The organism is Streptomyces sp. NPDC026515, assembly GCF_055567595.1.
The window spans coordinates 403,742-428,107 of the sequence record NZ_JBVHQD010000004.1; the positions used below are offsets into that span (position 1 = coordinate 403,742).

Below are 24,366 nucleotides of genomic sequence, written 5' to 3' on the forward strand. Positions count from 1 at the left end.
GATGACAGACAACGGAACCGGAACCCACGGCGTCACCCTCCCGGACACGGCCCCCGCCGAGGGCGCCCCGATCGTCGAACTGCGCGGCGCGGGCAAGTCCTACGGCAACATCCGCGCCCTGCACGGCGTCGACCTCCAGGTGTTCCCCGGCCGGGTCACCTGCGTCCTCGGCGACAACGGGGCCGGCAAGTCGACCCTCATCAAGATCATCTCGGGGCTGCACCAGCACACCGAGGGCGACTTCCTCGTGGACGGCACCCCGGTGCGCTTCAGCACCCCGCGCGAGGCCCTCGACAAGGGCATCGCCACCGTCTACCAGGACCTCGCCACCGTCCCGCTGATGCCGGTGTGGCGCAACTTCTTCCTCGGCTCCGAGATGACCAAGGGCCCCTGGCCGGTCCGGCGCCTGGACATCGCGAGGATGAAGGAGACCGCCGACCGCGAACTGCGCAACATGGGCATCGTCCTGGACGACCTGGAGCAGCCCATCGGCACCCTCTCCGGCGGCCAGCGCCAGTGCGTGGCCATCGCCCGCGCCGTGTACTTCGGCGCCCGGGTGCTGATTCTGGACGAGCCGACGGCGGCGCTCGGCGTCAAGCAGTCCGGTGTGGTCCTGAAGTACATCGCCGCCGCCCGCGAGCGCGGCCTCGGCGTCATCTTCATCACCCACAACCCGCACCACGCCTACATGGTCGGCGACCACTTCAGCGTGCTGCGGCTCGGCACCCTCGAACTCTCCGCCGAGCGCAGCGAGATCACCCTCGAAGAGCTCACCAACCACATGGCGGGCGGCGCCGAACTGGCCGCCCTCAAGCACGAACTGTCCCAGGTCCGCGGAGTCGACACCGAGGAGCTCCCGGAAGAAGAGGACCTCACCGCACCCGCGGTGACCGGTCCGGAAGGAAAGTCCTGAGCATGGCGAACGCCCTCGACCGCATCCGTGTCGGCTCGGCCCCCGACTCCTGGGGCGTCTGGTTCCCGGACGACCCCCAGCAGGTCCCCTGGGAACGCTTCCTCGACGAGGTCGCCGAGGCCGGGTATTCCTGGATCGAGCTCGGCCCGTACGGCTACCTCCCGAGCGACCCGGCGCGGCTGACCGACGAGGTCTCCCGGCGCGGCCTGAAGGTCTCGGCCGGCACCGTCTTCACCGGCCTGCACCGCGGCCCCGCCGTCTGGGACGCGACCTGGGAGCACGTCAGCCAGGTCGCCGCGCTCACCCAGGCGATGGACGCGAAGCACCTGGTGGTCATCCCCTCCTTCTGGCGGGACGACAAGACCGCCGAGATCCTGGAGCCGCACGAGCTGACCGGCGAGCAGTGGGCCCACCTGACCAAGGGCATGGAGCGGCTCGGACACGAGGTCAAGGAGACGTACGGCCTGGACATCGTCGTCCATCCGCACGCCGACACCCACATCGACACCGAGGAGCACGTGGAGCGCTTCCTCGACTCGACCGACGCGGACCTGGTCAACCTCTGCCTGGACACCGGCCACTACGCCTACTGCGGCGGCGACAGCGTCAAGCTGATCGAGACCTACGGCGAGCGGATCGGGTACCTCCACCTCAAGCAGGTGGACCCGGCGGTCCTGGCCGACGTCCAGGCCAAGGGCACCCCGTTCGGGCCGGCCGTGGCCCAGGGCGTGATGTGCGAACCGCCCGCCGGGGTACCGGAGCTGGGCCCGGTGATGGAGGCGGCGCAGCGCCTCGGCGTCGACCTGTTCGCCATCGTCGAGCAGGACATGTACCCCTGCGAGCCGGACAAGCCGCTGCCCATCGCGGTGCGTACCCGGCAGTTCCTGCGCTCCTGCGGCGCCTGAGCCCGGGAACACGCGCCGCGACCCGGACGTTCTCCCGGTCGACGGACGGGACCGGACTCCGCCCCGCCGGCCGGCACACGGCCGCCGGGGGCGCAGGACACGGGCGACAGGGGTGAGCATGACGGACGAACAGCACGCGGAGCCGGACGCCGACGAGGCCGCCGAGGTGCTGCGGCACCGGCGCTTCGGCGCGCTGCCCGAGCGGATCCGCCCGGAGGACATGGTCGAGACCAGGCCGGCCGTCGGGCACGACCCGGACCGGGAGGCCTACGACCCGGACGGGTTCGCGGTCCGTTACGGCCTCTGAGCGGCCGGGACCCGGACCGCGCCGTGGGCGGGCAGGCTCCCGGCACAGTCCAGCACCGTCTCCCGGGCCGGGCGCGGCCGCCGGCCCAGCGGCCGGGCCGCCTTCTCGGTGCTGTGCCGGTTGCGCCGGCCCGGCGCGGGGGTGATCTCGCGCAGCGCGGGATCCCGGAAGCGGGCCGCGAGGCGCACCGCGAAGTCCGGCAGCCGGCGCGTCGGCACGTGCCGCCCGCGCTCCCCGAGGCCCTCCCGCAGGAACCGCGCCAGGTCCGCCGTCCACACGAACTCACCGGTGGCCAGGAACCGTTCGCAGGCGGCGGCCGGTGAGGTCATCGCCCCGAGGTGGACGTCGACCAGGTCCCGGACGTCCACCACCTCCAGCCCGATGCGGGGCCCGCCCGGCGCCCCGGAGAGCATCCGGGCGACGATCCCGACGGAACCGGCGGTGTCCGCCGTCGGCACCGGCCCGAACACGGCACCGGGCGGCACGGTGGCCGGCTCGGTCGGCCCGTCGTGTCCCCGCACGAACGCCCAGGCCGCCGGCTCGGCGAGGGTCTTCGAACGCCGGCAGGGGATCAGGGCCGGATCCTTTGGATCGGTCCACGGCGTCTCGTCGGTGACACCTTCCGAGGCGTACGACGACGGGCTCGCGGTGTTCGCGGCCGACGTCGCCACCACCCGCCGTACGCCCGCCGCGGTGGCCGCCCGCAGTACCCGCAGGGTGTCCTTACGGGCCGGGGTGAGCAGGTCGGGCGTGCCGGTGCTCACACCGGGCGGCTAGGCGAAGTCCGGCCGCCCGGCCGGGTCGGCGACCGTGGAGACCGCGTCGAGGGCCGCCTGCTCCCGGCCCGGCGAGCGCACGGTCGTCCGCACGTCGTAGCCGCGTCGCAGCAGCTCTGCGACGCACCAGCCGGCGATGTGTCCGGTGCCGCCGGTCACCAGGACGACCTAGCTCGGGCACGACTGACCGCCACGGATGCGGTGGGAGGTGCCAGAATCGGCCAAGAAACGGAGATCCCTCCGCTTCGTCCGCCAGCGTACCGGAGAGGTCTCCGGATTATCAGTCCACCTCGGACGGACGACTGACACCCGTGAGCCCGCAGCCCTCGAAGCCGACCGGGAAGGACGCCCGCGACGACCGGGACCGGATCCTCGCCGCCGCCCGGGCGGAGCTCGCCGTGGCCACCTCCGCCTCGCTCTCCGCGACCGCCCGCAGGGCCGGCGCCGGCATCGGCACGCTCTGCCGGCACTTCCCGACCCGGGAGGCGCTGATCATGGAGCTGTACCGGCACGATCTCCAGCATCTGATCGACCTCGGGCCGGGCTGGTGCGGACGTATCCGCCGCTGGAGGCCCTGCGCCGCTGGTTCGACGAGGTGGCGCACTACGGCAGGCTCACGTCCGGCGTCTCCGAGGCCGTGCACGCGAGGACCGGCGGCGGCGCCGACCCGATGTACGAGCCGTTCGTGGACGCCATCGCGTCGCTGCTCCGCGCCGGCGCGGCGGACGGCACGCTGAAGCCGACGTCGACCCGGAGGACGTACTCCTCCAGCTCGGCGTGTTGTGGCGGATCGACCCGGCGCGCGGCGACGCGGAGGCCAGGGCGACGCGGATCCTGGGCCTGATCGTGGACGGGCTGCGGGCCGGGTGAGGGGGAGGGCGGGGCAAAGGGCGGCGGGGCGGGCCGCCGGGACCGCGTGCTTCGGTCCCGGTGCCCCGCCCCGCCGCCGTGCGCGGTGTCAGGCTCCGCGCACCTCCGCGACGGTCACCGGACGGTGCTCGCGCAGAGACAGGGTGCAGGCCTCCGCGATCCAGCCGGCCTGCAGGGCGTCCTCGACCGTGCAGGGGGACGGGCGGTCGCCGGCCACGACCTCGGTGAACGCGGCGAGTTCGGCACGGTAGGCCGCGGCGAAGCGGTCCATGAAGAAGTCGTGCGGGGTGCCCGCGGGGAAGGTCACCCCGGGCTCGACGGAACGCAGCGGGAGCTTGTCCTCCAGGCCGACGGCGATCGAGTCCCGGAAGCCGTGCAGCTCCATGCGGACGTCGTAACCCCGGGCGTTGTGGCGGGAGTTGGAGACCACCGCGATGGTGCCGTCGTCCAGGGTGAGGATCGCGCCGGTGGTGTCGGCGTCGCCCGCCTCCTTGATGTAGTCGGCGCCTCGGTTGCCGCCGACCGCGTACACCTCGGTGACCTCACGGCCGGTCACCCAGCGGATGATGTCGAAGTCGTGCACGGAACAGTCCCGGAAGATGCCGCCGGACACGGCGACATAGGCGGCGGGCGGCGGGGCCGGGTCCAGGGTGGTGGAGCGGACGGTGTGCAGTTTGCCCAGTTCACCGGCCTGGACGGCGGCACGCGCGGCGACGAAGCCCGCGTCGAAGCGCCGGTTGTAGCCGATCTGGATCGGCACGTCCCTGCCCTGGACCGCCTTGAGGACCTCGACACCGTCACTCATGTGCTTGGCGACGGGCTTCTCGCAGAAGACGGGGATGCCGGCCTCGACGCCGGCCAGGATCAGGGCGGGGTGGGCATCGGTGGCGGCGGCCACCACGATGCCGTCCACGCCGGCTGCCAGCAGCGCCTCGGGCGAGTCCACGACCTCGCCGCCGAACTTCTCGGCGGCGGCCTTGGCGGCGTCCGCGAACGGATCCGTGAAGACGAGCGACTCGACGGCGTCGAGCCCGGACAGGGTCTCGGCGTGGAACGCGCCGATGCGGCCGAGACCGAGGATTCCCATACGCATAGGGGTGTTACTCCTTGATGTGTACGCGCCCGAAGGGGGCGCGGGGCTGTGTCGATGTGCGGCTCCGCCGCGTGGGCGCCATCAGCCACGACGCGGCCGCGGGCGACCCATGACCCGACGTGGCGACCCCTTAGTCGAGACCCCCCAGCACGTTCTGGTCCCAGTCGATCACCGACCCGGTCACCACCCCCGACCGGTCCGACAGCAGCAGCACCACGAAGTCCGCGATCTCGTCCGGCTGGCCGAGCTTGCCCATCGGCAGCCTCGCGGCGGCCTCGTCGAGCCAGCCGTCTCCCGCCCCGTGGAACGCCCGTTGTGTCGCGTCCTCGCCCTCCGTCGCCGTCCAGCCGATGTTCAGGCCGTTGATCCGCACCCGGTCCCAGCGGTGCGCGTGCGCCGCGTTGCGGGTCAGGCCGATCAGGCCGGCCTTCGCGGCGACGTAGGGCGCGAGGAACGGCTGCCCGCCGTGCGCGGAGGAGGTGATGATGTTGACCACCGTGCCGGGCGCCTTGCGCGCGACCATGTCGGCGACCGCCGCCTGCATCGCGAAGAACGGCCCCTTGAGGTTGATCGCGATGTGCTGGTCGAACAGCTCGGGCGTGGTGTCGAGGAGGGTGCCCCGGGAGGTGAGCCCTGCCGAGTTGACCAGGCAGTCGATCCGGCCGTACGCGTCGATGACCTCGGCCACCGAGGCCTTGGCCTGTCCGGCGTCCGAGAGGTCGGCCCGTACGTAGCGGGCCTCCGAGCCGGCGGCGGCGAGTTCCGCCACCAGGGCCGCGCCGGGCTCGGGGCGGCGGCCGGTGACGGCGACCGTGGCGCCCTCACGCGCCGCGGCCCGCGCGATGGCCGCGCCGACGCCCTGGCTGCCGCCGTTGACGAGGACGACCTTGTCGTCGAGAAGTCCCATGAGGTCCTGGCCCCTTCAGCTCTCGCGCCGGGCCGAGGCGGCCCGCAGCTCGTCCCGCAGGGCCCGTGTCGCCCAGTCCTCGCGCAGCGCCCGCCGCACCAGGTCCGCCTGCGAGGGCGGGGCCATGCCGTCGACCGGCGGATCGCTGTCGAGGTTGGTCGGGAACGGGTAGCCCTCGGCGCTCGCCGCGATGACGTGCTCCAGCCAGGCCGCGGCGGCCCCCTCGCTCCGGCGCCGGCGCAGCACCGGGTAGACCGCGTTGGTCACCGCCTCCCGGTCCACCGTCTCCATGGCCCGTCCGAAGGCCGAGGACACCTGGAGCAGGTTGGCCATCCGCCGTACGTCGACACTCCGGTTGGTGCCGGCCCCGTGGAACACCGCCGGGTTGAAGAACACCGCGTCGCCCTTGGCCAGCGGCAGTTGCACGTGGTGGGCCTTGAAGTAGTCCTGGAACTCCGGCCGCCGCCAGGCCAGATAACCCGGCTCGTAGGTCTGGGAGTAGGGAAGGTACATCGTCGGCCCGGACTCCACCGGCATGTCGCAGTGCGCCACCGCGCCCTGGAGGGTGAGCACGGGGGAGAGGCGGTGGACGTGCCCCGGGTAGGCCTCGGCCTGCCCGTCGGAGAGGAAACCGAGGTGGTAGTCGCGGTGCGCGGTCTGGGCCACCCCGCCCGGGTTGACCACGTTGACCTGCGAGGTGACCTGGTAGCCGGGGCCCAGCCAGGCCCGGGAGACCAGGGCAAGGATGTCGTTGGCGTAGTAGTCGGCGAACACCTCCGGGTCGTAGAGGGCCGCCTTCTCCAGCGCGTTCCACACCCGTTCGTTGGCCCCCGGCTTCGCGAAGTGGTCGCCGGCCTGCGCGCCCGACTCCTTCTGCTCCGAGATCAGTGCCTCGAACACCGCGGTGGCCCGGTCGACGATCTCCGGGTCGGGGAACGCGCCCTTGAAGACGACGACCCCGGGGCCGTCGGCGAGGGCGCGCACGAGTTCGGTCCGCACCGGGTGGGGCGACTCGGCGGCGCGCAGCCGCTCACTGTCGTAGACGAGGACGTCGCCCTCGACGGCCGAGGCGTGCGGATAGGCGGCCGGGTCGGTGGTCCGCTCGACCAGCGCGCGGAAGGTGTCGAGGTCGCAGTCCTGCGGGGAGAGCCAGGCGCTGTCCTGTTCGGCGGCGAGGGACATCGGTGTCCTTCTTTCGGTCACGGCCACGGTCACGGCCGCGCTCACGGCCTCGAAGAGGGCCGTGGGAGCGGCGGGGCTCTGTCATTCTTGTCAGTACAAACCCCTCGAACAACCAGCAGCGAACCATCAAAAACCCCTCAAGGAGCCAGGCTGTGGGCCATCCCTTCCCGATCCGCGAGATCGCACGTCAGGCAGGGCTCAGCGAGGCCACCGTGGACCGGGTGCTGAACGGCAGGGGAGGGGTGCGGGAGAGCACCCGGCGTGAGGTGCGGCAGGCCATCGCCGACCTGGACCGGCAGCGCACCCAGGTCAGGCTGGTGGGCCGCACCTTCATGGTCGACATCGTGATGCAGGCGCCCGAGCGGTTCACCACGGCGGTGCGCGGGGCACTGGAGGCCGAGCTGCCCTCACTGCACCCGGCGGTGGTGCGTTCCCGGTTCCACTTCCGCGAGACCGGGCCGGTGGCGGAGCTGGTGGCCACGCTCGACCGGACAGCCCGCCGGGGCTCGCAGGGCGTGATCCTCAAGGCGCCGGACGTCCCCGAGGTGACCGCCGCCGTGGGCCGGCTCAGGTCGGCGGGGATCCCGGTGGTCACCCTGGTCACCGACCTGCCCGCCAGCGGCCGGCTCGCCTACGTCGGCAGCGACAACCGGGCGGCCGGCGCCACCGCCGCCTATCTGATGGGCCAGTGGCTCGGCGACCGGCCCGGCAATGTCCTCACGAGCCTCAGCAGCGGCTTCTTCCGCAACGAGGAGGAGCGCGAGATGGGCTTCCGCAGCGTCATGCGCGCCACCCACCCCGAGCGCACCGTGGTGGAGATCGCCGAGGGCCAGGGGCTGGACGCCACCCAGTACGACCTGGTCCGCGCCGCACTCGAACGGGACCCGGAGATCCGTGCCGTGTACTCGATCGGCGGCGGCAACAACGCGACCCTGCGGGCCTTCGCCGAGCTGGGCCGGGAGTGCGCGGTGTTCGTCGCCCACGACCTCGACCACGACAACACCCGCCTGCTGCGCGAGCACCGCCTGTCCGCCGTCCTCCACCACGACCTGCGGCAGGACATGCGCGAGGCCTGCCATCTGGTGATGCGCGCGCAGGGGGCGCTGCCCCCGGCGGGCCCGAGCCTGCCGTCGCCGATCCAGGTGGTCACGCCGTACAACATGCCGGCGTCCACGGCCCGCTGAGCCTGCTCACAGACTGATCGCGTACGCCTTGCGCAGCGTCTCGTGCACGGTCCACGTCGTACGGTCGCCCGCGCGGAGCACGGCCATGTCCCCGGGGCCCACCGTGAGCGTGGGGCCGCCCTCGACCTCGATCGTCGCGGAGCCGCTGACCACCACGAACAGCTCGTCCGCCTCGGTGTCGGTGACCACCCCCGGAGTGATCTGCCAGACCCCGCGGAGCTGCCTGCCGTCGGCCGACTCCCAGACCACCTTCCCGGTGACCTCGGGCCTGCCGGAGACGATCTGCGCGGGGTCCAGCGGCTCGGGTTCGAGTGCGGCGTCGGGGATGTGGAGGGCGAAGCTGTGCGTCGTCATACGGCGACCCTAGCGAGCGCCCCGGCGTCCTGGGCGTGGACAGGGTGTGGGGCATCGGGCCTGGTGGGAGGACACTTCGTCGGGCCGTCCGGACTGGCGGGGGCGGCGCGCCGGGGTGATCGTGGAGGGCATGGCCGACTCCACGGCGGCGGAGCCGCACCCGCACGACACCCGCGAGGCCGTCCTGTTCGGCGGGGTGTACGGCGCCGTACTGGCCTCCTCGATGGTCGCGGCGCTCACCCAGTACGGGCACACCTCCGCCGCGAGCCGCCGCTACGACGCCCTCTGGCTCCTGGTGACCGCCTGCGCCTCCGCCCTGGCCCACGGCTACGCCCACTACATCGCCGAGCGTGCCCCGCACCGGCGCTGGGACGGGCTGCGTGCCCTGGCCGAGGAGTGGCCGCTGGTCACGGCCGTCCTGCCCACGGTCTTCCTGCTCGCGGGCGCCGGCTGGGGCTGGTGGCCGCCCAAGGGCGTCGAGTATCCGGCGTTTCTTCTGAACATCGTGATCCTGTTCGGTCTGGGACTTGTCACGGCCCGCTGGTCCGCGCGGAGTTGGCCCGCGGCCGTGTTCATCGGCCTCCTCGACGCGCTGCTCGGGGTGATCGTGGTGGTGGCCAACGCGCTCATCAAGTAGATCCGGTTCATTGAACGCTGAACGGTTTACGACCACTCATCGTCACCGTTCCGCCGGGCAAGGAGCCGTCATGACAACCGAAGACGCGGTGACCGCGGAGGCCGTCGAGAGCCGGCGGGGCACCGGCCCCCGGCTGCGCGAGGTGCTCGCGGCGCTGATCCGCCCCCCCGCACGCCTTCGCGCGCGAGACCCGGCCGACCCGGGGCGAGCGGGCGGCGGCCGTCGCCTTCCTCACCGCGACCGGGCAGGCCTGTACGGACACCAGGCAGGAGTTCATCCCGCTCTCCGACGTCCCGGGCCTGTCGATGCTGGTGGAGACGGTCAACGGGCACAGCGGCCCCGGCGGCACCGAGTCCACCGTCCTCGGCCCCTTCCACATGACCGAGTCCCCGGTCCGGGAACCGGGGGCGGACATCGACCTGGTCGGAGCCGGCGAACCCTGCGTGGTCGGCGGTGTGGTCCGGTCCGCCGACGGCACCCCGCTGCCCGGTGCGGTCCCGGACGTCTGGCAGGCCGACCCGCACGGCTTCCACGACGTGCAGCAGCCCGGGCACCAGCCGGCCGGCAGCGGCCGGGGCCTGTTCACGGCCGGCGGCGAGGGCCGCTTCCGGTTCCGGACCTGTGTGCCCAGTGCCTGCCCGATCCCGGCCGAGCTGGCCCGGCGTCTCGGCGCCCCCGTTCTCTCGCCGAACCCGGTCTCGGGGAGGGTGACTTGGCGGCGGCTGCCGAGCAGGTGGCAGGGCAGGCGTACGCCAGTCCGCGGCCGGTGACCGCAGACGACGCGCGGGACGTGCTGCGGGCGGCGTACGCGGGGCGAGCCGTTCAGGCAAGGGGCTGAGCGAGAGGCGCCGGCCGCGCCGTCCGTACCCCGTCCAGGGCGATGCCCATCACCCGGTCCCGCTGGGCGTCGTCCTCGAAGGCCGTGCCCGTGATGCCGGAGACCATCCGGAGCAGATCGCCGATCTCCATGTCCGTCCGCACCACGCCCGCCTGCTGGGCCCGCTCCAGCAGCGGGCCGCCGGCGCCGTACATCGAGTCGCGGCAGGCCTGGAAGATCTCCGACTCGTCGTTGAGGGCGTCGCGGACCGCCCGCTTGGTGACCATGTAGTCCGTGAAGCGGTCCAGCCAGGAGGTCAGGGCCTGCCACGGCTCCAGCTCGGCCAGCTCCACGGCCGCCCGGCACAGGGTGTTGACCTCGTCGGCGTAGACGCTCTCGAAGAGGTCGCGGCGGGTGGGGAAGTTGCGGTACAGCGTGCCGATGCCGACTCCGGCACGGCGGGCGACGTCCTCCAGGGAGGCCTCCGCGCCCTTCTCGGCGAACGCCTCGCGGGCGGCCGCGAGCAGCGCGTCGTAGTTGCGGGCCGCGTCTTTGCGGTGCGGTCTGCGGGACGCGACGATCTCACTGACGGGGAAGGGGCCGGCCGTCACTGCTGCCTCCCGGGTGACGTGGGTGAACCGGAGGGATTCCTCGACTTCGGTTGAAGCGGAGGATTGCCTCCAGTACAGTGGAGGGGTACCTCCACTTTAGCAGTGCGAGAGGGGCCCGCCACGGCCGGACGCGGCCTGCGCTCCGCGCCCCTCCGCACCCACCCAGACATCTCTTTCCCTCCGTGTCCGATGTTCGGAGAGGCTCCTTCATGCCCCGGAAGTCCACCCGCCTCACCTTCGCGGTCCTCGCGACCGGTGCCGGCGTGTTCTCCATGCTCCAGTCGCTGGTCGCGCCGGCCCTGCCGACCGTTCAGCACGCCCTGCACACCTCGCAGTCCAACGCGACCTGGGTGATGACGGCCTATCTGCTGTCCGCCTCGGTCTTCACCCCGATACTCGGCCGTGTCGGCGACCTGACCGGCAAGAAGCGCACCCTCGTCGCCGTCCTGCTGGCCGTCCTGGCCGGCTGCCTGCTCGCCGCCCTCGCGCCGAACATCGGCGTCCTGATCGTCGCCCGGGTCGTCCAGGGCGTCGGCGGCGCCCTGTTCCCGCTCTCCTTCGGCATCATCCGGGACGAGTTCGCCCCGGGCGAGGTCAGCGGCAGCATCAGCAACCTGTCCGCGGTGATCGCGGCCGGCGGCGGTGTCGGCATCGTGGCCGCCGGCCCCATCGTCTCCGCGCTGGACTACCGCTGGCTGTTCTGGATCCCGGTCGGCGTGGTCGCCGTGACCGTCCTCATCGCCGCCCGCTACGTCCCCGAGTCGCCCAAGAGGGCCGAGGGCAGCGTCAGTTGGCTCGGCGCCGTACTGCTCTCCGCCTGGCTGGTGACGCTGCTGCTGCCGCTGAGCCAGGCCGGTCAGTGGGGCTGGGGCTCGGCCAAGGTGCTCGGCCTGTTCGGTACGGCCGTCGTGCTCTTCGCGGTGTGGCTGCTCACCGAGGCCCGCTCCCGCACCCCGCTGATCGACCTGCGCGTCATGCGGCTGCCCGTCGTCTGGACCACCAATGCCGCCGCCCTGCTGTTCGGCGCGGGCATGTACGCGCTCTGGTCCTTCCTGCCCGGCTTCGTCCAGACGCCGTCCGCCGCCGGATACGGCTTCGGTGCCAGCGTCACCGCCTCCGGACTGCTGATGCTCCCGATGCTGCTCGCGATGTTCGGCTCGGGAATCCTCAGCGGCCGGCTGGAGCCCAGGGTGGGCGCCAAGGCACTCCTGACCGCCGGTGCGGCCTTCGGTGCCCTCGCGCTCGCGCTGCTCGCCCTGTGGCACACCGCCCAGTGGCAGATCGCCGTGGTCTCCGGCCTGTTCGGCCTCGGCATCGGTCTGGCCTTCGCCTCGATGGCCAACCTCGTCGTCGGCAGCGTGCCGCCCGAGCAGACCGGCGCCGCGACCGGCATGAACGCCAACATCCGCACCATCGGCGGCTCCATCGGCGCCGCGCTCACCAGCGTCCTGGTCACCGGCCGGCTCCAGCCCTCCGGACTGCCCTACGCCTCCGGCTACACCCACGCCTGGACCCTGCTCGCCGTGTTCTGCCTGGCCGCCGCCGGGGCGGCGCTCCTGGTCCCGGTCCGCCGCGCACAGCACGTCATCGCACCGGTCACGGAGCGGGCGGCAGCGGCACCGGCACGCGTGCGGTAGTGTTGACCTGCGTGATCACGCGGTGACCACCGCGTGACTCCGCAGCGGGACGTGGCGCAGCTTGGTAGCGCACTTGACTGGGGGTCAAGGGGTCGCAGGTTCAAATCCTGTCGTCCCGACTTTTCGAAGTCGCCGGTGAGGGGCTGTCACGGAGAGATCCGGGACAGCCCCTCGATCGTTTCCGGGGCCGGGCCCGGCGTGTTCAACCCCGCTTGAGCCGCCAGGAGTTGCGGATCCGTCACCTGCGCCGGTCCTCCGTCGGGCCTCCCGGTGGCCGGACGGGTCCAAGGCCGAGGCCCCCTTCGCTGTCCGCCGCCGTGGAGACGAGCACGGGCGGCACGCAACCGCCGGCCGGACGACCGGAGAAGGCGCGGTCGAACCCGTCGGCGATCTGCCCGCCCCGCAGTGACAGCGGCTCGGGGACGGCGGCGGCCTGGTACAGCCGGCCGCCGATGCGCTGGAAGGCGGAGACGGCGTCGGCGAGGTACAGGTCGTTGATCGACACGGAGCGGGTCCACCGGCCGCCGAACCGGGCCGGCAGGACGCGGACCTCCATGGCGGTACGGGTGCCCGTGTCCGGGACCGGGACGTTCCCGTACGCCGGCGGCCGCACGCCCCGGACAGGCGGCCGTTCCCCCTCTGACGTCGGTGACGGGGACGGCCGCGGGATGGCCCCGGGGTACGGGCGAGGGGCCGTACGTCACTGTCGCCGTCACCGCCGAACAGCGCGGCACCGCGCTCCGCCGGCAGCGGCACCGAATCTCCCTCGCCGATCGTCACCCCGAGCGCCCGCTGCGCGTCGGTGACGTCCCGCGCGTGTACCGCCCGTCCCGGCTCCAGCCGGCCGACCCCGAGGGCGGCGGGGAGGTGCAGGAGCACACCTCGGGTGGCGAGGGCCCGAGCGCCGGCGCCGCCCGAAGCGGGCGCCCGCGCTGCCTGCGACGTCGGTGGCCGCCCGGCCGTCGTGGAGGCGCCCCCGGCAGACGACGTGACACAGGCCGTCGAGGTGCGTGACGCCCTGCCCCGGCAGTCGCGCCCACGAAGTCCCTGTGCACGGGGGGCTCGGGTCACGCCACGCCGGCCATAGCCCGCCGCACACGGCCCGTGGTCGGCCGGCCCCGGCGTCCCCAGGGCGCGGGCCGCCTCGACGAACGCGTCGGACTCCCGCCGCGAGACGGCGGGCGCCCCGCGCGGACCGGCCCCGATGTGTCCCCCGCGGTCCGGGGCGACCATGGATGCACAGCACGCCGCCGATGTTCCACGAGCCCGCGCACCGGGCGGGAGGGAAGATGAGGGATGGGCACGACGGACTCCTCCCGAGCAGTCACCGGCCGGTCCGCGGCCGTTCCCGCCGCGCCGCCCAGCGGTCTGCTGGATCTGCTCAGCGTCGCCGCGGTGGTGCTGAACGCGGAGGGCCAGGTCGTCCTGTGGAGCCCGAAGGCCGAGGAGCTGTTCGGCCACAGCGCGGCGGAGGCCCTGGGGCAGTACGCGGCCCGGCTGATGGCCGACGAGGAGCACTGGGACGAGGTCATCGGGCTGTTCGCACACGTCATGGAAACCGGCCAGGACTGGGCCGGAGTCTTCCCGGTCCGGCACAAGGACGGCAGCACCCGTCCGGTGGAGTTCCGCAACATGCGGCTGCTGGACGACCTCGGCGGCCACTACGCGCTGGGGTTCGCCGCCGACCGGGCCGCGGTGGAGCGGGTCGAGCGGGACGCCGCCCTGGCCATGCGTCTGGTGTCCCAGTCGCCGGTCGGGCTGGCCATCCTGGACTCGGACCTGCGATACGTGGCCGTGAACCCCGCCCTGGAACGCATCACGGGCCAGTCCGCCGCCGAGCGTCTGGGCCGGTCGGCCGGCGAGATCCTGACCTTCCTGAACACCGGCCCCGAGGCACGGCTGCGGCGGGTCCTGGAGACGGGCGAGTCGGTCGTGGACCGGGACATCGTCTGCCGTCCCCCCGGCGACCCCGACCACGACCACGCCTGGTCCGTGTCGTACTACCGGCTGGAGGACTCCGGCGGGCGGGTCCTGGGCCTGGCCTACTCCGTCATCGACGTCACCGAACGCCACCGGGCGGCCGCCGAGGCGGCCGAGGCCCGGCAACGGCTGGCGCTGATCGTGCGGGCCTCCGCCTCCGTGGGGACCACCCTGGACGTGGCGACGACCGCCCGGGAGCTGGCCGAGGTCGTCGTACCGGACCTGGCCGACCTGGCCGCCGTCGACATGCTCGACCGGGCGCTCGAGGGCCGGACCCCGCCCCGCGACGGCCCGGTGTGCTTCCGCACCCTCGCCGTCAGCGCGGTCCGCGGGGGCGAGGCGCTCCGCGCGGCCCACCCGCCCGGAGGAACCGTCGTCTACGACAGCGACCGCCTGGTCGCCCGGTGCGTGCGCACCGGCCGACCGGTGCTGCTGCCCCGCACCACGCGCGGGGACCTGGACCGCATCGCCCGCAACGATGCGTCCGCCGCCCTGCTCGCGGAGGCCGGCGTCCACTCCTACCTGGCCGTACCGCTGCCGGCCCGGGGCGAGGTGCTCGGTGCCCTGGCCCTCGCCCGCAGCGGCGACTGCGCGCCCTTCGACGACGACGACGTCCTCCTCGCCTGTGAACTGGCCGCCCGGGCCGCGGTCTGCATCGACAACGCCCGTGGCTACCAGGCGCAGCGCCATGCGGCCCTCACCCTCCAGCGCAGCCTGCTCCCGCGGCTCGCGACCCACCTGCCGGGTCTGGAGGTGGCCTGCCGATACCAGCCCGCCGGCGCCACGAGCGAGATCGGCGGCGACTGGTACGACGCCATCCCGCTGCGGGGCGACAAGACCGCGCTGGTCGTCGGGGACGTCATGGGCAGCGGCATCAACGCGGCCGCCACCATGGGGCAACTCCGCAGCGCCGCCCGCGCCTTCGCCGAACTCGATCTCGCCCCGGACGAGGCCCTGTACCACCTCGACCACCTCATCGACGGCGCCGAACAGGCCATCACCACCTGCCTCTACTGCGTCTGCGACCCGCACCGGGGCGAGTGCCGGCTGTGCCTGGCCGGTCACCTGCCGCCGGTCCTGCTGCGGGCGGGCCGGCCGGCCCGGCTGCTCGACCTGCCGGCCGGCGTACCCCTGGGCGTCGGCGGGGTGCCCTTCGAGGCCGCCACCGTCGGCTTCCGACCCGGCGACGAACTGGTCCTCTACACCGACGGCCTGGTCGAGACCCGCAGCGAACCCATCGACGCCCGCCTGGACACCCTGCTGGACGCCCTCACCGCGACCCGCGGCCACGGTCTGGAGGAGACCTGCGAACGCATCCTGGAGACGCTGCGGCCGCCCGGCGGCGAGGACGACGTCGCCCTGCTCATCGCCAGGGCCCGGCCCCTGCTCCAGGCGGGCCCGGCGGGTCCGGGGCGGCTTCCCGCTCCCTGACCGCGGGCCGGCCGGCGGTCTCGGGGACAATCGTCGCCATGGACGACCGCATGAGCGATGCCGAGCACCGGCTGACCAGGCTTGAGCGGCTGCTGGCGGACGGCGGGCGTGACGTGGTGCCCGCGTGGCGCAGGGCCACGCAGGGCGAGCCACGGTGGGCCGTGACCGCGGTGATCCTGGTGGCCGTGGGGCTCCAGCTGGCGCTGCCGCACCGGCTCGCCCTCCAGCCGTACTGGGCCCTGCCGGCCCTGGAACTGGCGCTGCTGGCGGGCCTGGTCGCCGGCAACCCGCGGCGGGTGGAGCCCCGCACCCGGTGGCTGCGGGTCCTGGGCCTGGTGCTGATGTGCGTGATCAGTCTCGCCAACGGCTGGGCGGCGGTCCGGCTGGTGGCCGGCCTGGTGAACGGCACCGAGGGCGAGGAGGCCGGACCGCTGCTGCTGACCGGCGGCGGCATCTGGCTGACGAACGTGATCGTGTTCGCCCTGTGGTACTGGGAGTGGGACCGGGGCGGACCGATGGCCCGGGTCCGGGGCCACCACCAGTACGCGGACTTCCTGTTCGTGCAGATGCAGAGCCCCGAGACCGCCCCGCCCGACTGGGAGCCCGCCTTCCTGGACTACCTGTACCTGTCCTTCACCAACTCCACGGCCTTCAGCCCGACCGACGTGATGCCGCTGTCGCGCTGGGCCAAGATGCTGATGATGCTGCAGTCCTCCGTCTCCCTGGTGACGGTGGTGCTGGTGGTGGCACGGGCCGTGAACATCCTGCACTGACGGCCCGGGCTGCCCTAGGTTCGGCGGTATGAACGAAGACTCCCTGCGCCGGGTCACCGTCGAGCGCACCGCCACCGGACACTTCACCGCGACGAACGCGCGCGGCGGCACGATCGGCTTCGGTACCGCCGACGGCACCGAGTTCACACCGGTGGAGCTCCTGCTCGCCGCGATCGGCGGCTGCACCGCGGCCGACGTCGACGTCGCCACCGGTCGGCACGCCGAACCGGCCGCCTTCACCGTCACCGTCAGCGGTCAGAAGGTCACCGACGAGGGCGGCAACCGGATGACCGACCTCGCGGTCTCCTTCTCCGTCAGCTTCCCGGACGGCCCGTCGGGCGACCGGGCCCGCGCCATCCTGCCCCGCGCCGTCGCCGTCTCGCACGACCGGCTGTGCACGGTCAGCCGCACCATCGAGGCCGGGACACCCGTCGCCGTCTCGGTCGAGGACGACTGAGCCGGCGGCGGCCCGTCGCTCCCAGGGCGGCCGCCGGGCCGCCGGGCCGCCGTGATTGGGTGGGGAGGTGAACGGATTCCCTTCCTCCGGCCGGACCGCTCGATGAGCACCGTCGGCGACTTCCCGCTCGGCGCCTCCACCACGCTCGCCGAACTCGCCCGTGATCCGCACCCGCGTCTGGCCCGGCTGCGCGCCGGTGAACCGGTGTCCTGGCTGCCCGAGTTGAACGGCTGGCTGGTCACCCGCCGCGACCTCGCGGTGGACGTGATGCGGGACTCCGCCACCTTCACCGTGGACGACCCGCGCTTCTCCACCGCCCAGGTCGTCGGCCCGAGCATGCTCTCCCTCGACGGTGCCGCGCACGCCCGACACCGCGAGCCGTTCGCCGCTCCCTTCCGGCCCCGCGCCGTGCACGACGGCTTCGCCGCGTTCATCGAGCGGGAGACGGACCGGCTCATCACGGAACTGGAACCGTCCGGAGCCGCCGAACTGCGCCGTACCTTCGCCGGACCGCTCGCCGTCGCCGTGGTGACCGAGGCGCTCGGCCTGGCCGGCGCGACCACGGACACGGTGCTGGCCTGGTACGACGCGATCGTACGGGCCGTCTCGGACATCACCGAGGGGCTGGAGGCGGGTCCGGCCGGTGCCGCCGCCTACACGGAGCTGCGGGCCGCCGTGGAGGCCACGATCGCCGACCGGCACGCGTCCTCGCTCCTCGTCTCCGCCGCCGGCCGGCTGACACCGCCCGAAGTGGCCTCCAACGCGGCGGTCATGATGTTCGGGGGCATCGAGACCACCGAGGCGATGATCACCAACGCGCTGCTCCACCTGCTCGGTGACCCCGCCCAACTCGCCCTGGTCCGGGCCGATCCGGCCCTCCTGGACGGCGCGGTCGAGGAGTCCCTGCGCCTGGAGCCCGGAGCGGCGGTGGTGGACCGCTACGCCACCCGCGACGTGGTCCTCGGGACGGCGGCCGTCCGCCGCGGCGACCTGGTCACCGTCTCCCTCACCGGTGCCAACCGCGACCCCGCGGTCTTCCCCGACCCGGACCGGTTCGACGTCCGCCGCGACAACGCCCGCCTCCAACTGGGCTTCGCCCACGGCCCGCACCACTGCATCGCCGCGCACCTCGCCCGCCTGGAGACCCGGATCGCCCTCCAGCGCCTGCTCGACCGCCTGCCGGAGCTGCGCCTGGACCCGGAACGGCCCGCCGTACCGCACGGGTTGGTGTTCCGCAAGCCGCCGAGCCTGCACGTGCGCTGGTGACGGTCCGGCCCGGCACGCCGGACCTTCGCGACACGCCCCAGTACACCGCCTCGAGGACCCGGAGGACCTGCTCCTCGGTCGGATGCCGCGGGGCGTTCTGATGACCGCGTCCGCCACGGCGCCCGCGGCGACGGGACGCAACAGGTGCGGGCGGACGCCGAGTTCACGCAGCGGCTGCTTGACGCCGAGCGCGCCGGAGATCTCGCGGACGGCGTCCACCGCGGCGCGGGCCCAGTCGCCGTCGGCGGGCGGATCCAGGCGCACGGCGCGGGCGGTCTGTTCGTACGCGTCCGTCGCGGCCGGTGCGCCGACCTCCGGGACCTCCTCCAGGACGGCGGCCGGCGCGACCCCGTGCGGGGTGCCGGTGCGCGCGGTCGGCGCGTGCCCGATGCCGTGCACGAGGCCCAGCCCGGAGACGGTCAGCGCCTGGCCCGCCACGTGGGCACCGACCATCAGCTGGGCCCGCGCCTGCAGGTCCGAGCCGTCGGCGTGGGCGCGGGGCAGCCAGCGGCCGATCACGGTCACCGCCTGGGTCGCGTACGCCTGCGACACCGGGTTGGCGACATGGCACGTTCTGGACGCGGGTCTTCGACGCCCTCCACATGGGCGACAACGCGGTGGCGGCACTGCCCGTCTACTCGTTCACCGCGGTCGCCGGTGTCACCGCCGGCTGTCTGGTCGTGGACCGCATCGGCCGCCGCGGGCTGCTGATCCCGCCGTCGTGGATCACCGCCGCCTGTCTGGCGCTGGTCGCGGTGTGGCCGCACTCGACGCCCGTCGTCGTGGCGGCTTCCTCTTCTTCATTTTCCTCAACGCCGCCTCCAGCGCGCTCACCGCGGTCCACCCGCTGGAGGTGTTCCCCACCTCGCTGCGTGCCACCGGCGCCGGCCTCGCCACCGCGATGAGCCGGGTCGGCGCGGCCGTCGGCACCTTCCTGCCGCCGATGGGCCTCGACCGCTTCGGCGTGGAGTTCGTGCTGCTCGGCGGTGCGGGGGTGCTCGCGGTCGGCGGTCCGGTCTCCCAGGTCCTCGCCCCGGAGACCACCGACCTGGACCTCGCGAAGGCGGCCCGCACCGCACGCGGCCCGGTGAACGGCTGAGGCCTCCCGACGCCGGGGAAGGCCCCGCGGGCGGTCACCCGCGGGGCCTGTGCGATGTCCTGGCGGCAGGCAGGTGACGCATTGGGCATGCATGGCCTGCGGATCCGGTACGGCGCCGCACCTCCCGCCCCGACGTAGCGTGAGCCCGTCACCGCAGGCCCGTCCGCAGCACCGGGAGGGCGGGATCGTCTTCCAGAACGGCACCGGCACCCTCACGGCCACCGAGGGCGCCCTGCTGCTCACCGCGGAGACCTGTGGTGGCAGTCCCGCCTGCGGTGCGACCCCCTAATCGAGCTGGCTCGGCGTCGGTGCCGGGGTCCTGCCGGACAGGACGTCCTTGAGACGCTGGGCGCCGCTCTGCACGGCGAGCGCGGTGCTGTCGTGGTCGACGCCGGACAGGCCGCCGTTGGTGACCGCCGCGCCGGAGGCGCCGATGCGCAGCACCGCCACGTCCGTGGTGTAGGTGGCGGACTGGCCGTTGGCGTCGCCCTGGACGGTCACCGTCACGGCCTCGCGCGCGTCGCCCGACGTCGGCACCTTCGCCGAGACGACCTGCACGGTCCGCTTGCCGCCGTCCTTGCCGGTGGCCGTGAACTGGTCGCACTTCTGCGGCAGGCTCTTCAGCCAGGCCAGGGTGGCGTCCAGGTTCGCCGAGCCGTAGTCGCCGACCTGGTACAGCATCCGGGAGTCCTCGGAGGTGAACCCGCGCAGTCCGGAGGCTCCGGAGGCGCGGCCCAGGAGACTGTCGGAGTAGAGGCCGTCGAGGAGGCGCTGGCAGTCGGCGGCGTCCGCCTTGGCGGTGAGGAAGCCGGCCACGTCGACCTTGCCGACCAGCATCGAGTTGCGCCAGGTCGCCGCGTCGGTGGCCGGCTGCCAGTTGTCCTCGATGTCGGCCGACGTGATCAGCGCGGCCTGCGCGCCGGCCCCGGTGAGGGCGGGGGTGGCCGACGGGGACGCGGGGGAGCGCTCGCCGGCCGGCGAGACCGCCACGGCACCGGGGCCGCCGCTCTCGTCCGCACAGGCCGCCGTGGCGAGCAGGATCCCCGCCGCCAGGGCCGCGGCGAGAACACGCACGGGTCGGAACGGACGGATCATCGCGACTGCCTCCTCGGGAACGCGGTACGTCACTCCACGGGGCAGCGGTGCTGCGTCACTCCACGGGCGACGGCGGTACGTGCCTCCACGCCACCATCCGGCACGGCCGCCGACCACCCGCGCGTGTCATCCGGGTGAGCGTCATGATCCGGGCACGGTGATCCGCACCTTCCGGCTGCCGCAGCGCGGGCACACCGCGTCGGTGAGCGGCGACCGCACGGCCCGCCCGGCCTCGTCGACGTACTCCTGGGTGGTCTGCAGGTCCGGATCGGCGATCGGGTCGGTGAAGAACACCGCCTGGAAGGTCGCCTCCCAGACCTCGCCGCACCGCCCGCAGGCGAACGCGAAGGTCTCGGGCACCGCGCCGGGCACGGGCCCGGGACCCGGGGGCTGGCTCATCGCATCCGGCTCCTGTCACTCGGCCTGCGTCTCCAGCGGACAGCCCCGGTCGCCCCGGGGCAAGCCGGGGCCGGTGTCCCAGGCGTGGACGCCCCCTTGACGGCACGCGGAGGCCGATCGACACTCCAGGTGGGAATCCTAGTGAAGAGGTAGGGAAAGATGGGCCGGCCGCGCACGCCCACCGGCGCAGAGCGCCGAGAGAGCCGTACGCCCTGCCCCGTCCCGTCGCTCACCCCTCGTCTGCTCACCTCCCGTCTGCACATCGACCTGCAGCGCGTGTGCAGCGCCATCAGCCGCACCGGCTGAGCACCCGCCGCCGGCCGCGGCAGCCCTGCGGCCGAGCGCCGCCGCCGGCCGTACCCGCCGGGCACCCCCACCCTCCGACGACCGCTTCCGCCGCGCGGACGTCCGCGCGCCCGCACCCCCCGGGGAGACGCATGTCCATCACTCCGCTCGCCGCCCTCCCGTCCGTCCGCACCGGCCCCGCCTTCCGCGGTCGCATCGGCCGGGACGCGCGCAGCGGGCACTACGCCGTGCCGCGCCGCTACAGGCTCCATCTCGCCACCGCCTGTCCCGACGGCCTCCGCATCGCCGTCGGTCACAGCCTCCTCGCCCTCGACGACTGTTGTCCGGTCACCTTCCTGCCCGCCGTCCCGGACTGTCCCGACGGCAGTCACACGGCACTGCGCCCGCTGTACGAGGCGAGCGCCCACCGCTACTCGGGACCGGCCCTCGCGCCGGTCCTCAGCGACGACTGGTCCGGCCGGATCGTCTCCACCCACAGCCGGGACATCCTGCGTGACCTGGACCGCCACTTCGGCGACGGCGTCGTCCGCCTGTACCCCTGCGGTGCGGAGGCCGAGATCGAGGAGGCCGAGCGGCTGTGCGCCGACGACATCGAGCAGGCGGCACAGCATGCCGGCCGGGAGGGCGGCGACCCGCAGGCGCTGGAGGTGCTGCTCGCCGCCCTGGACGGGCTGGAACGCCGGCTGGCCGGTGCCGAGTTCCTCGTCGGCGGACGACTCACGGCCGCGGACGTCGAGTTGTGGGTGACCCTGGTCCAACTCGACACCGTGCACCGCAACCACCTGGACGCCGCCGCCGTGCACGCCATCGCCGGCCATCCGGTCCTGTGGGCCTACGCCCGCCGGCTGGCCGCCCGCCCGGCCTTCGGCGCCCACCTCGACCTCGACGGCATCGCCCGCCGCCACCACGGCCGTTGCCAAGGCCTGGAAGCCGCCGGCGCGGCAGTCCAGATCCTGGACTGGGCCGGCCACGCGGCGGAGGCTCCCGGCGCGCCGCGCAGGTGAGAGGGGCCCGAGCTGTTTCGCCAGTCGGACAGGCGTTGACATTCGTTCGGGCAACTGCCTTACTTGCGGCACAGAACGGTCAAGAGCGTCAGCATCGAGCCCTGGCTTGCTGACCGGCAACCCTCGCATCGCGGTGGGGTGCCCCAGGTGACGACCGGACCGGATGACGACGTTCGGTAAGCGCGAGGCCCCCAGGGGCCGCCACGACAGCGACAGGTGACGGGACATGTACGCAGCCTCCAGGTCGGCCGAAGGCCGCGCCCAGGGCTGCGTACAGCCGTATCCGAGCCCGCTGGTCGCCGACCGCGCCGTCGATCTGCTCCGTGTCAACAGCGCCCTGTGTAGCGCGTGTACCGCACCGGGCCGCGCCCGCTGTCGGGTCTGACCAGGCCTTTCCGCCTCACCCGCAGCAGGTCTCGCGCAGCCTCGCGTCCCCGCGTCCTCGACGAAGCACCGGCCGCCCCGGTGCGAAGCCGTCCGCCCCATCCCGTGTCCCGCGCGCCCCCGCGTACCCGTGCCGTGTCCTGACGCGGCGCGGTGCAGCGGCCCCGGCCGTGTGATCCGGGGTGTCCGACTCCGCCGGAGCCCGTCATGAGTGAACCCCCAGGCGCCCTGTCCGTGGCCGAGGCGCCACCATCCACCGACATACCGTCAAAACCCCCGCGGAATCAGCGGGTTCGGCCACTGCGCCGGCCCGGACGGTGGCTCGCCACCGCCGTCGTCCTGGTACTCGTCGCGCAGTTCGCCCACGGACTGGCCACCAACCCCTTCTACCAGTGGGATCGCTTCCGTTACTGGTTCCTGCGCCCCACCGTCCTCGACGGGCTCGTCGTCACCCTCGAAGTCGCCGCGCTCAGCGCCGTACTGGGCCTGCTCGGCGGGGTCGTGCTGGCGCTGGCCCGGCTCTCCGGCAGCCCCGTGCTGCGGGCGGTGAGCTGGACCTACACCTGGCTGTTCCGCTCGGTGCCGCTGATCGTCCTGCTGATCTTCCTCTACAACTTCTCCGCCCTCTACCAGACGCTGAGCCTGGGCGTTCCCTTCGGCCCTTCCTTCGTCTCCTTCGACGAGTCCGAGCTCGCCACCGACATGGCCATCGCCGTGATCGGCCTCAGCCTCAACGAGGCCGCCTACGCGGCCGAGGTGGTGCGCGGCGGCATCCTCTCCGTCGACCAGGGCCAGCACGAGGCGGCCGCCGCCCTCGGCCTGCCCAAGGGCTACCAGTTCACCCGGATCGTCTTCCCGCAGGCCCTGCGCTCCATCGTCCCGAACTACGTCAACCAGCTCATCGGCCTGATCAAGAGCACGTCCCTGGTGTTCTACGTCTCGCTGCTCGACCTCTTCGGCTCGGTGCAGTCCATGGGCAGCACCTACCCCGGCGACATCGTGCCGCTGCTGCTCGTCGCCACCGTCTGGTACCTGATCCTGACCAGCGCCGTCTCCGTCGTCCAGTACTACGTCGAGCGGTACTTCGCCCGCGGCGCCACCCGCACCCTGCCGCCGACCCCCCTGCACAGACTCCGCACCGGCCTGGCCGGCCTGCGGGAACGGATACGCCGGGAGGCCGCCGTATGACCACCGCACCGGACACGGCACCGGAGGCCGCCCCGGCCGCCCTGGAGATCCACGACGTCCACAAGTCGTACGGCGCCCACCGCGTCCTCGACGGCATCGACCTGACCGTCCGCCCCGGCGAGGTCACCGTCGTCCTCGGTCCGTCCGGCTCCGGCAAGTCCACGCTGCTGCGCGTCGTCAACCACCTGGAGAAGCCCGAGACCGGCTACGTCAGCGTCGGCGGCGAGCTGATCGGGGTCAAGCGCCACGGCGACGGTCTCAAGGAGCTGAGCGAACGCGCCATCCTGGCCCAGCGCAGCCGGATCGGCTTCGTCTTCCAGAACTTCAACCTGTTCCCGCACCTGACGGTCCTCGACAACGTCGCGGCCGCTCCCGTCGCCACCGGGAAGCTGACCAGGCCGCAGGCCCAGCAGCTGGCCAAGGAACTCCTCGAACGGGTCGGCCTCGGCGAGCGCGTCGGCGCCTATCCCCGCCAGCTGTCGGGCGGCCAGCAGCAGCGCGTCGCCATCGCCCGCGCCCTCGCGCTGCGCCCCGGGATCATCCTCTTCGACGAACCGACCTCGGCGCTGGACCCCGAACTCGTCGGCGAAGTCCTCTCCGTCATCAAGGATCTGGCCTCCGGCGGCACCACCCTCGTGATCGTCACCCACGAGATCGGCTTCGCCCGCGAGGTCGCCGACCGGATCGTCTTCATCGACGGCGGAAAGATCGTCGAACAGGGCCCACCCACCGAGGTCCTCGACCGTCCGCGGCACGAACGGACCCGGGACTTCCTGCGCAAGGTCCTCTGA

Annotated in this window: 25 protein-coding genes, 1 tRNA gene, 3 pseudogenes and 1 riboswitch; of the genes and pseudogenes, 18 read left to right on the forward strand and 11 right to left on the reverse strand. The window is 73.3% G+C overall.

Annotated features, from left to right (window positions below; translation table 11 throughout):
* Position 1 precedes the first annotated feature (1 nt).
* The 3 genes from ACZ4O3_RS10280 (at position 2) to ACZ4O3_RS10290 (ending at position 2,125) form a co-directional block, all read left to right on the forward strand.
* Positions 2-913 (forward strand): ATP-binding cassette domain-containing protein, encoded by a 912-nt coding sequence (locus ACZ4O3_RS10280; RefSeq protein WP_362725270.1) that lies wholly within the window; start codon positions 2-4, stop codon positions 911-913.
* A gap of 2 nt (positions 914-915) precedes the next feature.
* A complete protein-coding gene (locus tag ACZ4O3_RS10285) occupies positions 916-1,818 on the forward strand; it encodes a sugar phosphate isomerase/epimerase family protein (protein ID WP_362725272.1) in 903 nt (300 codons plus the stop codon).
* A 118-nt stretch (positions 1,819-1,936) separates the two neighbouring features.
* Positions 1,937-2,125 (forward strand): hypothetical protein, encoded by a 189-nt coding sequence (locus ACZ4O3_RS10290; RefSeq protein WP_362725275.1) that lies wholly within the window; start codon positions 1,937-1,939, stop codon positions 2,123-2,125.
* On the opposite strand, the pseudogene ACZ4O3_RS10295 reads toward ACZ4O3_RS10290, so the two are convergent.
* A pseudogene (locus tag ACZ4O3_RS10295) lies at positions 2,113-3,063 on the reverse strand (Rossmann-fold NAD(P)-binding domain-containing protein). The gene ACZ4O3_RS10290 and the pseudogene ACZ4O3_RS10295 overlap by 13 nt on opposite strands.
* Before the next feature lie 118 nt (positions 3,064-3,181).
* Positions 3,182-3,397: a hypothetical protein gene (locus ACZ4O3_RS10300; protein ID WP_467721863.1), complete on the reverse strand. Its 216-nt coding sequence runs from the start codon at positions 3,395-3,397 to the stop codon at positions 3,182-3,184.
* 51 nt (positions 3,398-3,448) lie between these two features.
* Here ACZ4O3_RS10300 and ACZ4O3_RS10305 point away from each other — a divergent pair, with 51 nt between their 5' ends.
* Positions 3,449-3,745 (forward strand): hypothetical protein, encoded by a 297-nt coding sequence (locus ACZ4O3_RS10305; protein ID WP_467721864.1) that lies wholly within the window; start codon positions 3,449-3,451, stop codon positions 3,743-3,745.
* A 114-nt stretch (positions 3,746-3,859) separates the two neighbouring features.
* On the opposite strand, the gene ACZ4O3_RS10310 is transcribed toward ACZ4O3_RS10305, so the two are convergent.
* The 3 genes from ACZ4O3_RS10310 to ACZ4O3_RS10320 form a co-directional block, all read right to left on the reverse strand.
* Positions 3,860-4,864 (reverse strand): Gfo/Idh/MocA family protein, encoded by a 1,005-nt coding sequence (locus ACZ4O3_RS10310; protein ID WP_467721865.1) that lies wholly within the window; start codon positions 4,862-4,864, stop codon positions 3,860-3,862.
* Positions 4,865-4,994: 130 nt separating this feature from the next.
* Positions 4,995-5,771 carry an SDR family oxidoreductase gene (locus ACZ4O3_RS10315; protein WP_467721866.1) on the reverse strand — a complete coding sequence of 259 codons (777 nt, stop codon included), beginning with the start codon at positions 5,769-5,771 and terminating at the stop codon, positions 4,995-4,997.
* 15 nt (positions 5,772-5,786) lie between these two features.
* The gene (locus ACZ4O3_RS10320; RefSeq protein ID WP_467721867.1) at positions 5,787-6,953 is read right to left on the reverse strand and encodes a phytanoyl-CoA dioxygenase family protein; all 1,167 of its coding nucleotides are present in this window, start codon (positions 6,951-6,953) and stop codon (positions 5,787-5,789) included.
* A gap of 152 nt (positions 6,954-7,105) precedes the next feature.
* Here ACZ4O3_RS10320 and ACZ4O3_RS10325 point away from each other — a divergent pair, with 152 nt between their 5' ends.
* Positions 7,106-8,137, forward strand: a complete 1,032-nt coding sequence (locus tag ACZ4O3_RS10325) for a LacI family DNA-binding transcriptional regulator (protein ID WP_362729543.1) — start codon at positions 7,106-7,108, stop codon at positions 8,135-8,137.
* 6 nt (positions 8,138-8,143) lie between these two features.
* Here the strand turns inward: ACZ4O3_RS10325 and ACZ4O3_RS10330 are convergent, their stop codons facing one another.
* Positions 8,144-8,491: a cupin domain-containing protein gene (locus ACZ4O3_RS10330; RefSeq protein ID WP_467721868.1), complete on the reverse strand. Its 348-nt coding sequence runs from the start codon at positions 8,489-8,491 to the stop codon at positions 8,144-8,146.
* 130 nt (positions 8,492-8,621) lie between these two features.
* On the opposite strand from ACZ4O3_RS10330, the gene ACZ4O3_RS10335 reads away from it, so the two are divergent.
* Positions 8,622-9,128: a hypothetical protein gene (locus ACZ4O3_RS10335; RefSeq protein WP_362729547.1), complete on the forward strand. Its 507-nt coding sequence runs from the start codon at positions 8,622-8,624 to the stop codon at positions 9,126-9,128.
* Between the two features lie 70 nt (positions 9,129-9,198).
* Positions 9,199-9,781: pseudogene (locus ACZ4O3_RS10340) on the forward strand (dioxygenase); the annotation flags it as partial.
* A gap of 169 nt (positions 9,782-9,950) precedes the next feature.
* Here the strand turns inward: ACZ4O3_RS10340 and ACZ4O3_RS10345 are convergent.
* On the reverse strand, positions 9,951-10,556 hold the full coding sequence (locus ACZ4O3_RS10345; protein ID WP_362730729.1) for a TetR/AcrR family transcriptional regulator: 606 nt from the start codon (positions 10,554-10,556) through the stop codon (positions 9,951-9,953).
* Between the two features lie 209 nt (positions 10,557-10,765).
* On the opposite strand from ACZ4O3_RS10345, the gene ACZ4O3_RS10350 reads away from it, so the two are divergent.
* Positions 10,766-12,193, forward strand: coding sequence for an MFS transporter (locus tag ACZ4O3_RS10350; protein WP_362730732.1), 1,428 nt, complete (start codon positions 10,766-10,768; stop codon positions 12,191-12,193).
* A 45-nt stretch (positions 12,194-12,238) separates the two neighbouring features.
* Positions 12,239-12,312: transfer RNA gene (locus tag ACZ4O3_RS10355), tRNA-Pro, on the forward strand.
* A 119-nt stretch (positions 12,313-12,431) separates the two neighbouring features.
* On the opposite strand, the gene ACZ4O3_RS10360 is transcribed toward ACZ4O3_RS10355, so the two are convergent.
* Positions 12,432-12,749, reverse strand: a complete 318-nt coding sequence (locus tag ACZ4O3_RS10360) for a hypothetical protein (RefSeq protein WP_467721869.1) — start codon at positions 12,747-12,749, stop codon at positions 12,432-12,434.
* A 740-nt stretch (positions 12,750-13,489) separates the two neighbouring features.
* Here ACZ4O3_RS10360 and ACZ4O3_RS10365 point away from each other — a divergent pair.
* The 4 genes from ACZ4O3_RS10365 (at position 13,490) to ACZ4O3_RS10380 (ending at position 18,100) form a co-directional block, all read left to right on the forward strand.
* Positions 13,490-15,604, forward strand: a complete 2,115-nt coding sequence (locus ACZ4O3_RS10365; protein WP_467721870.1) for a SpoIIE family protein phosphatase — start codon at positions 13,490-13,492, stop codon at positions 15,602-15,604.
* 38 nt (positions 15,605-15,642) lie between these two features.
* Positions 15,643-16,377, forward strand: coding sequence for a hypothetical protein (locus ACZ4O3_RS10370; RefSeq protein ID WP_384998144.1), 735 nt, complete (start codon positions 15,643-15,645; stop codon positions 16,375-16,377).
* Positions 16,378-16,405: 28 nt separating this feature from the next.
* A complete protein-coding gene (locus ACZ4O3_RS10375) occupies positions 16,406-16,834 on the forward strand; it encodes an OsmC family protein (RefSeq protein WP_362729285.1) in 429 nt (142 codons plus the stop codon).
* A gap of 102 nt (positions 16,835-16,936) precedes the next feature.
* Entirely contained in the window at positions 16,937-18,100 is a 1,164-nt protein-coding gene (locus ACZ4O3_RS10380) for a cytochrome P450 (protein WP_362729287.1), read from the forward strand.
* Positions 18,101-18,256: 156 nt separating this feature from the next.
* Here the strand turns inward: ACZ4O3_RS10380 and ACZ4O3_RS10385 are convergent.
* Positions 18,257-18,727 (reverse strand): annotated as a pseudogene (locus ACZ4O3_RS10385) (dehydroquinate synthase/iron-containing alcohol dehydrogenase family protein); the annotation flags it as partial.
* Between the two features lie 130 nt (positions 18,728-18,857).
* On the opposite strand from ACZ4O3_RS10385, the gene ACZ4O3_RS10390 reads away from it, so the two are divergent.
* Positions 18,858-19,199: an MFS transporter gene (locus ACZ4O3_RS10390; RefSeq protein WP_467721871.1), complete on the forward strand. Its 342-nt coding sequence runs from the start codon at positions 18,858-18,860 to the stop codon at positions 19,197-19,199.
* A gap of 139 nt (positions 19,200-19,338) precedes the next feature.
* Positions 19,339-19,488: a hypothetical protein gene (locus tag ACZ4O3_RS10395; protein ID WP_362728262.1), complete on the forward strand. Its 150-nt coding sequence runs from the start codon at positions 19,339-19,341 to the stop codon at positions 19,486-19,488.
* Here the strand turns inward: ACZ4O3_RS10395 and ACZ4O3_RS10400 are convergent.
* Positions 19,485-20,273 (reverse strand): hypothetical protein, encoded by a 789-nt coding sequence (locus tag ACZ4O3_RS10400; protein ID WP_467721872.1) that lies wholly within the window; start codon positions 20,271-20,273, stop codon positions 19,485-19,487. The genes ACZ4O3_RS10395 and ACZ4O3_RS10400 overlap by 4 nt on opposite strands.
* A 162-nt stretch (positions 20,274-20,435) precedes the next feature.
* Positions 20,436-20,693, reverse strand: coding sequence for a hypothetical protein (locus ACZ4O3_RS10405; RefSeq protein ID WP_362728266.1), 258 nt, complete (start codon positions 20,691-20,693; stop codon positions 20,436-20,438).
* 437 nt (positions 20,694-21,130) lie between these two features.
* Between ACZ4O3_RS10405 and ACZ4O3_RS10410 the strand changes: the two genes are divergently transcribed.
* The 3 genes from ACZ4O3_RS10410 to ACZ4O3_RS10420 all read left to right on the forward strand — a co-directional run bounded on the left by ACZ4O3_RS10410 (position 21,131) and on the right by ACZ4O3_RS10420 (position 24,366).
* On the forward strand, positions 21,131-22,003 hold the full coding sequence (locus ACZ4O3_RS10410) for a glutathione S-transferase C-terminal domain-containing protein (RefSeq protein ID WP_362727850.1): 873 nt from the start codon (positions 21,131-21,133) through the stop codon (positions 22,001-22,003).
* 77 nt (positions 22,004-22,080) lie between these two features.
* A riboswitch (SAM riboswitch) is annotated at positions 22,081-22,192 on the forward strand.
* A 402-nt stretch (positions 22,193-22,594) separates the two neighbouring features.
* Positions 22,595-23,575, forward strand: coding sequence for an amino acid ABC transporter permease (locus tag ACZ4O3_RS10415; RefSeq protein WP_467721873.1), 981 nt, complete (start codon positions 22,595-22,597; stop codon positions 23,573-23,575).
* Entirely contained in the window at positions 23,572-24,366 is a 795-nt protein-coding gene (locus ACZ4O3_RS10420) for an amino acid ABC transporter ATP-binding protein (RefSeq protein ID WP_467721874.1), read from the forward strand. The genes ACZ4O3_RS10415 and ACZ4O3_RS10420 overlap by 4 nt, the downstream gene beginning before the upstream one ends.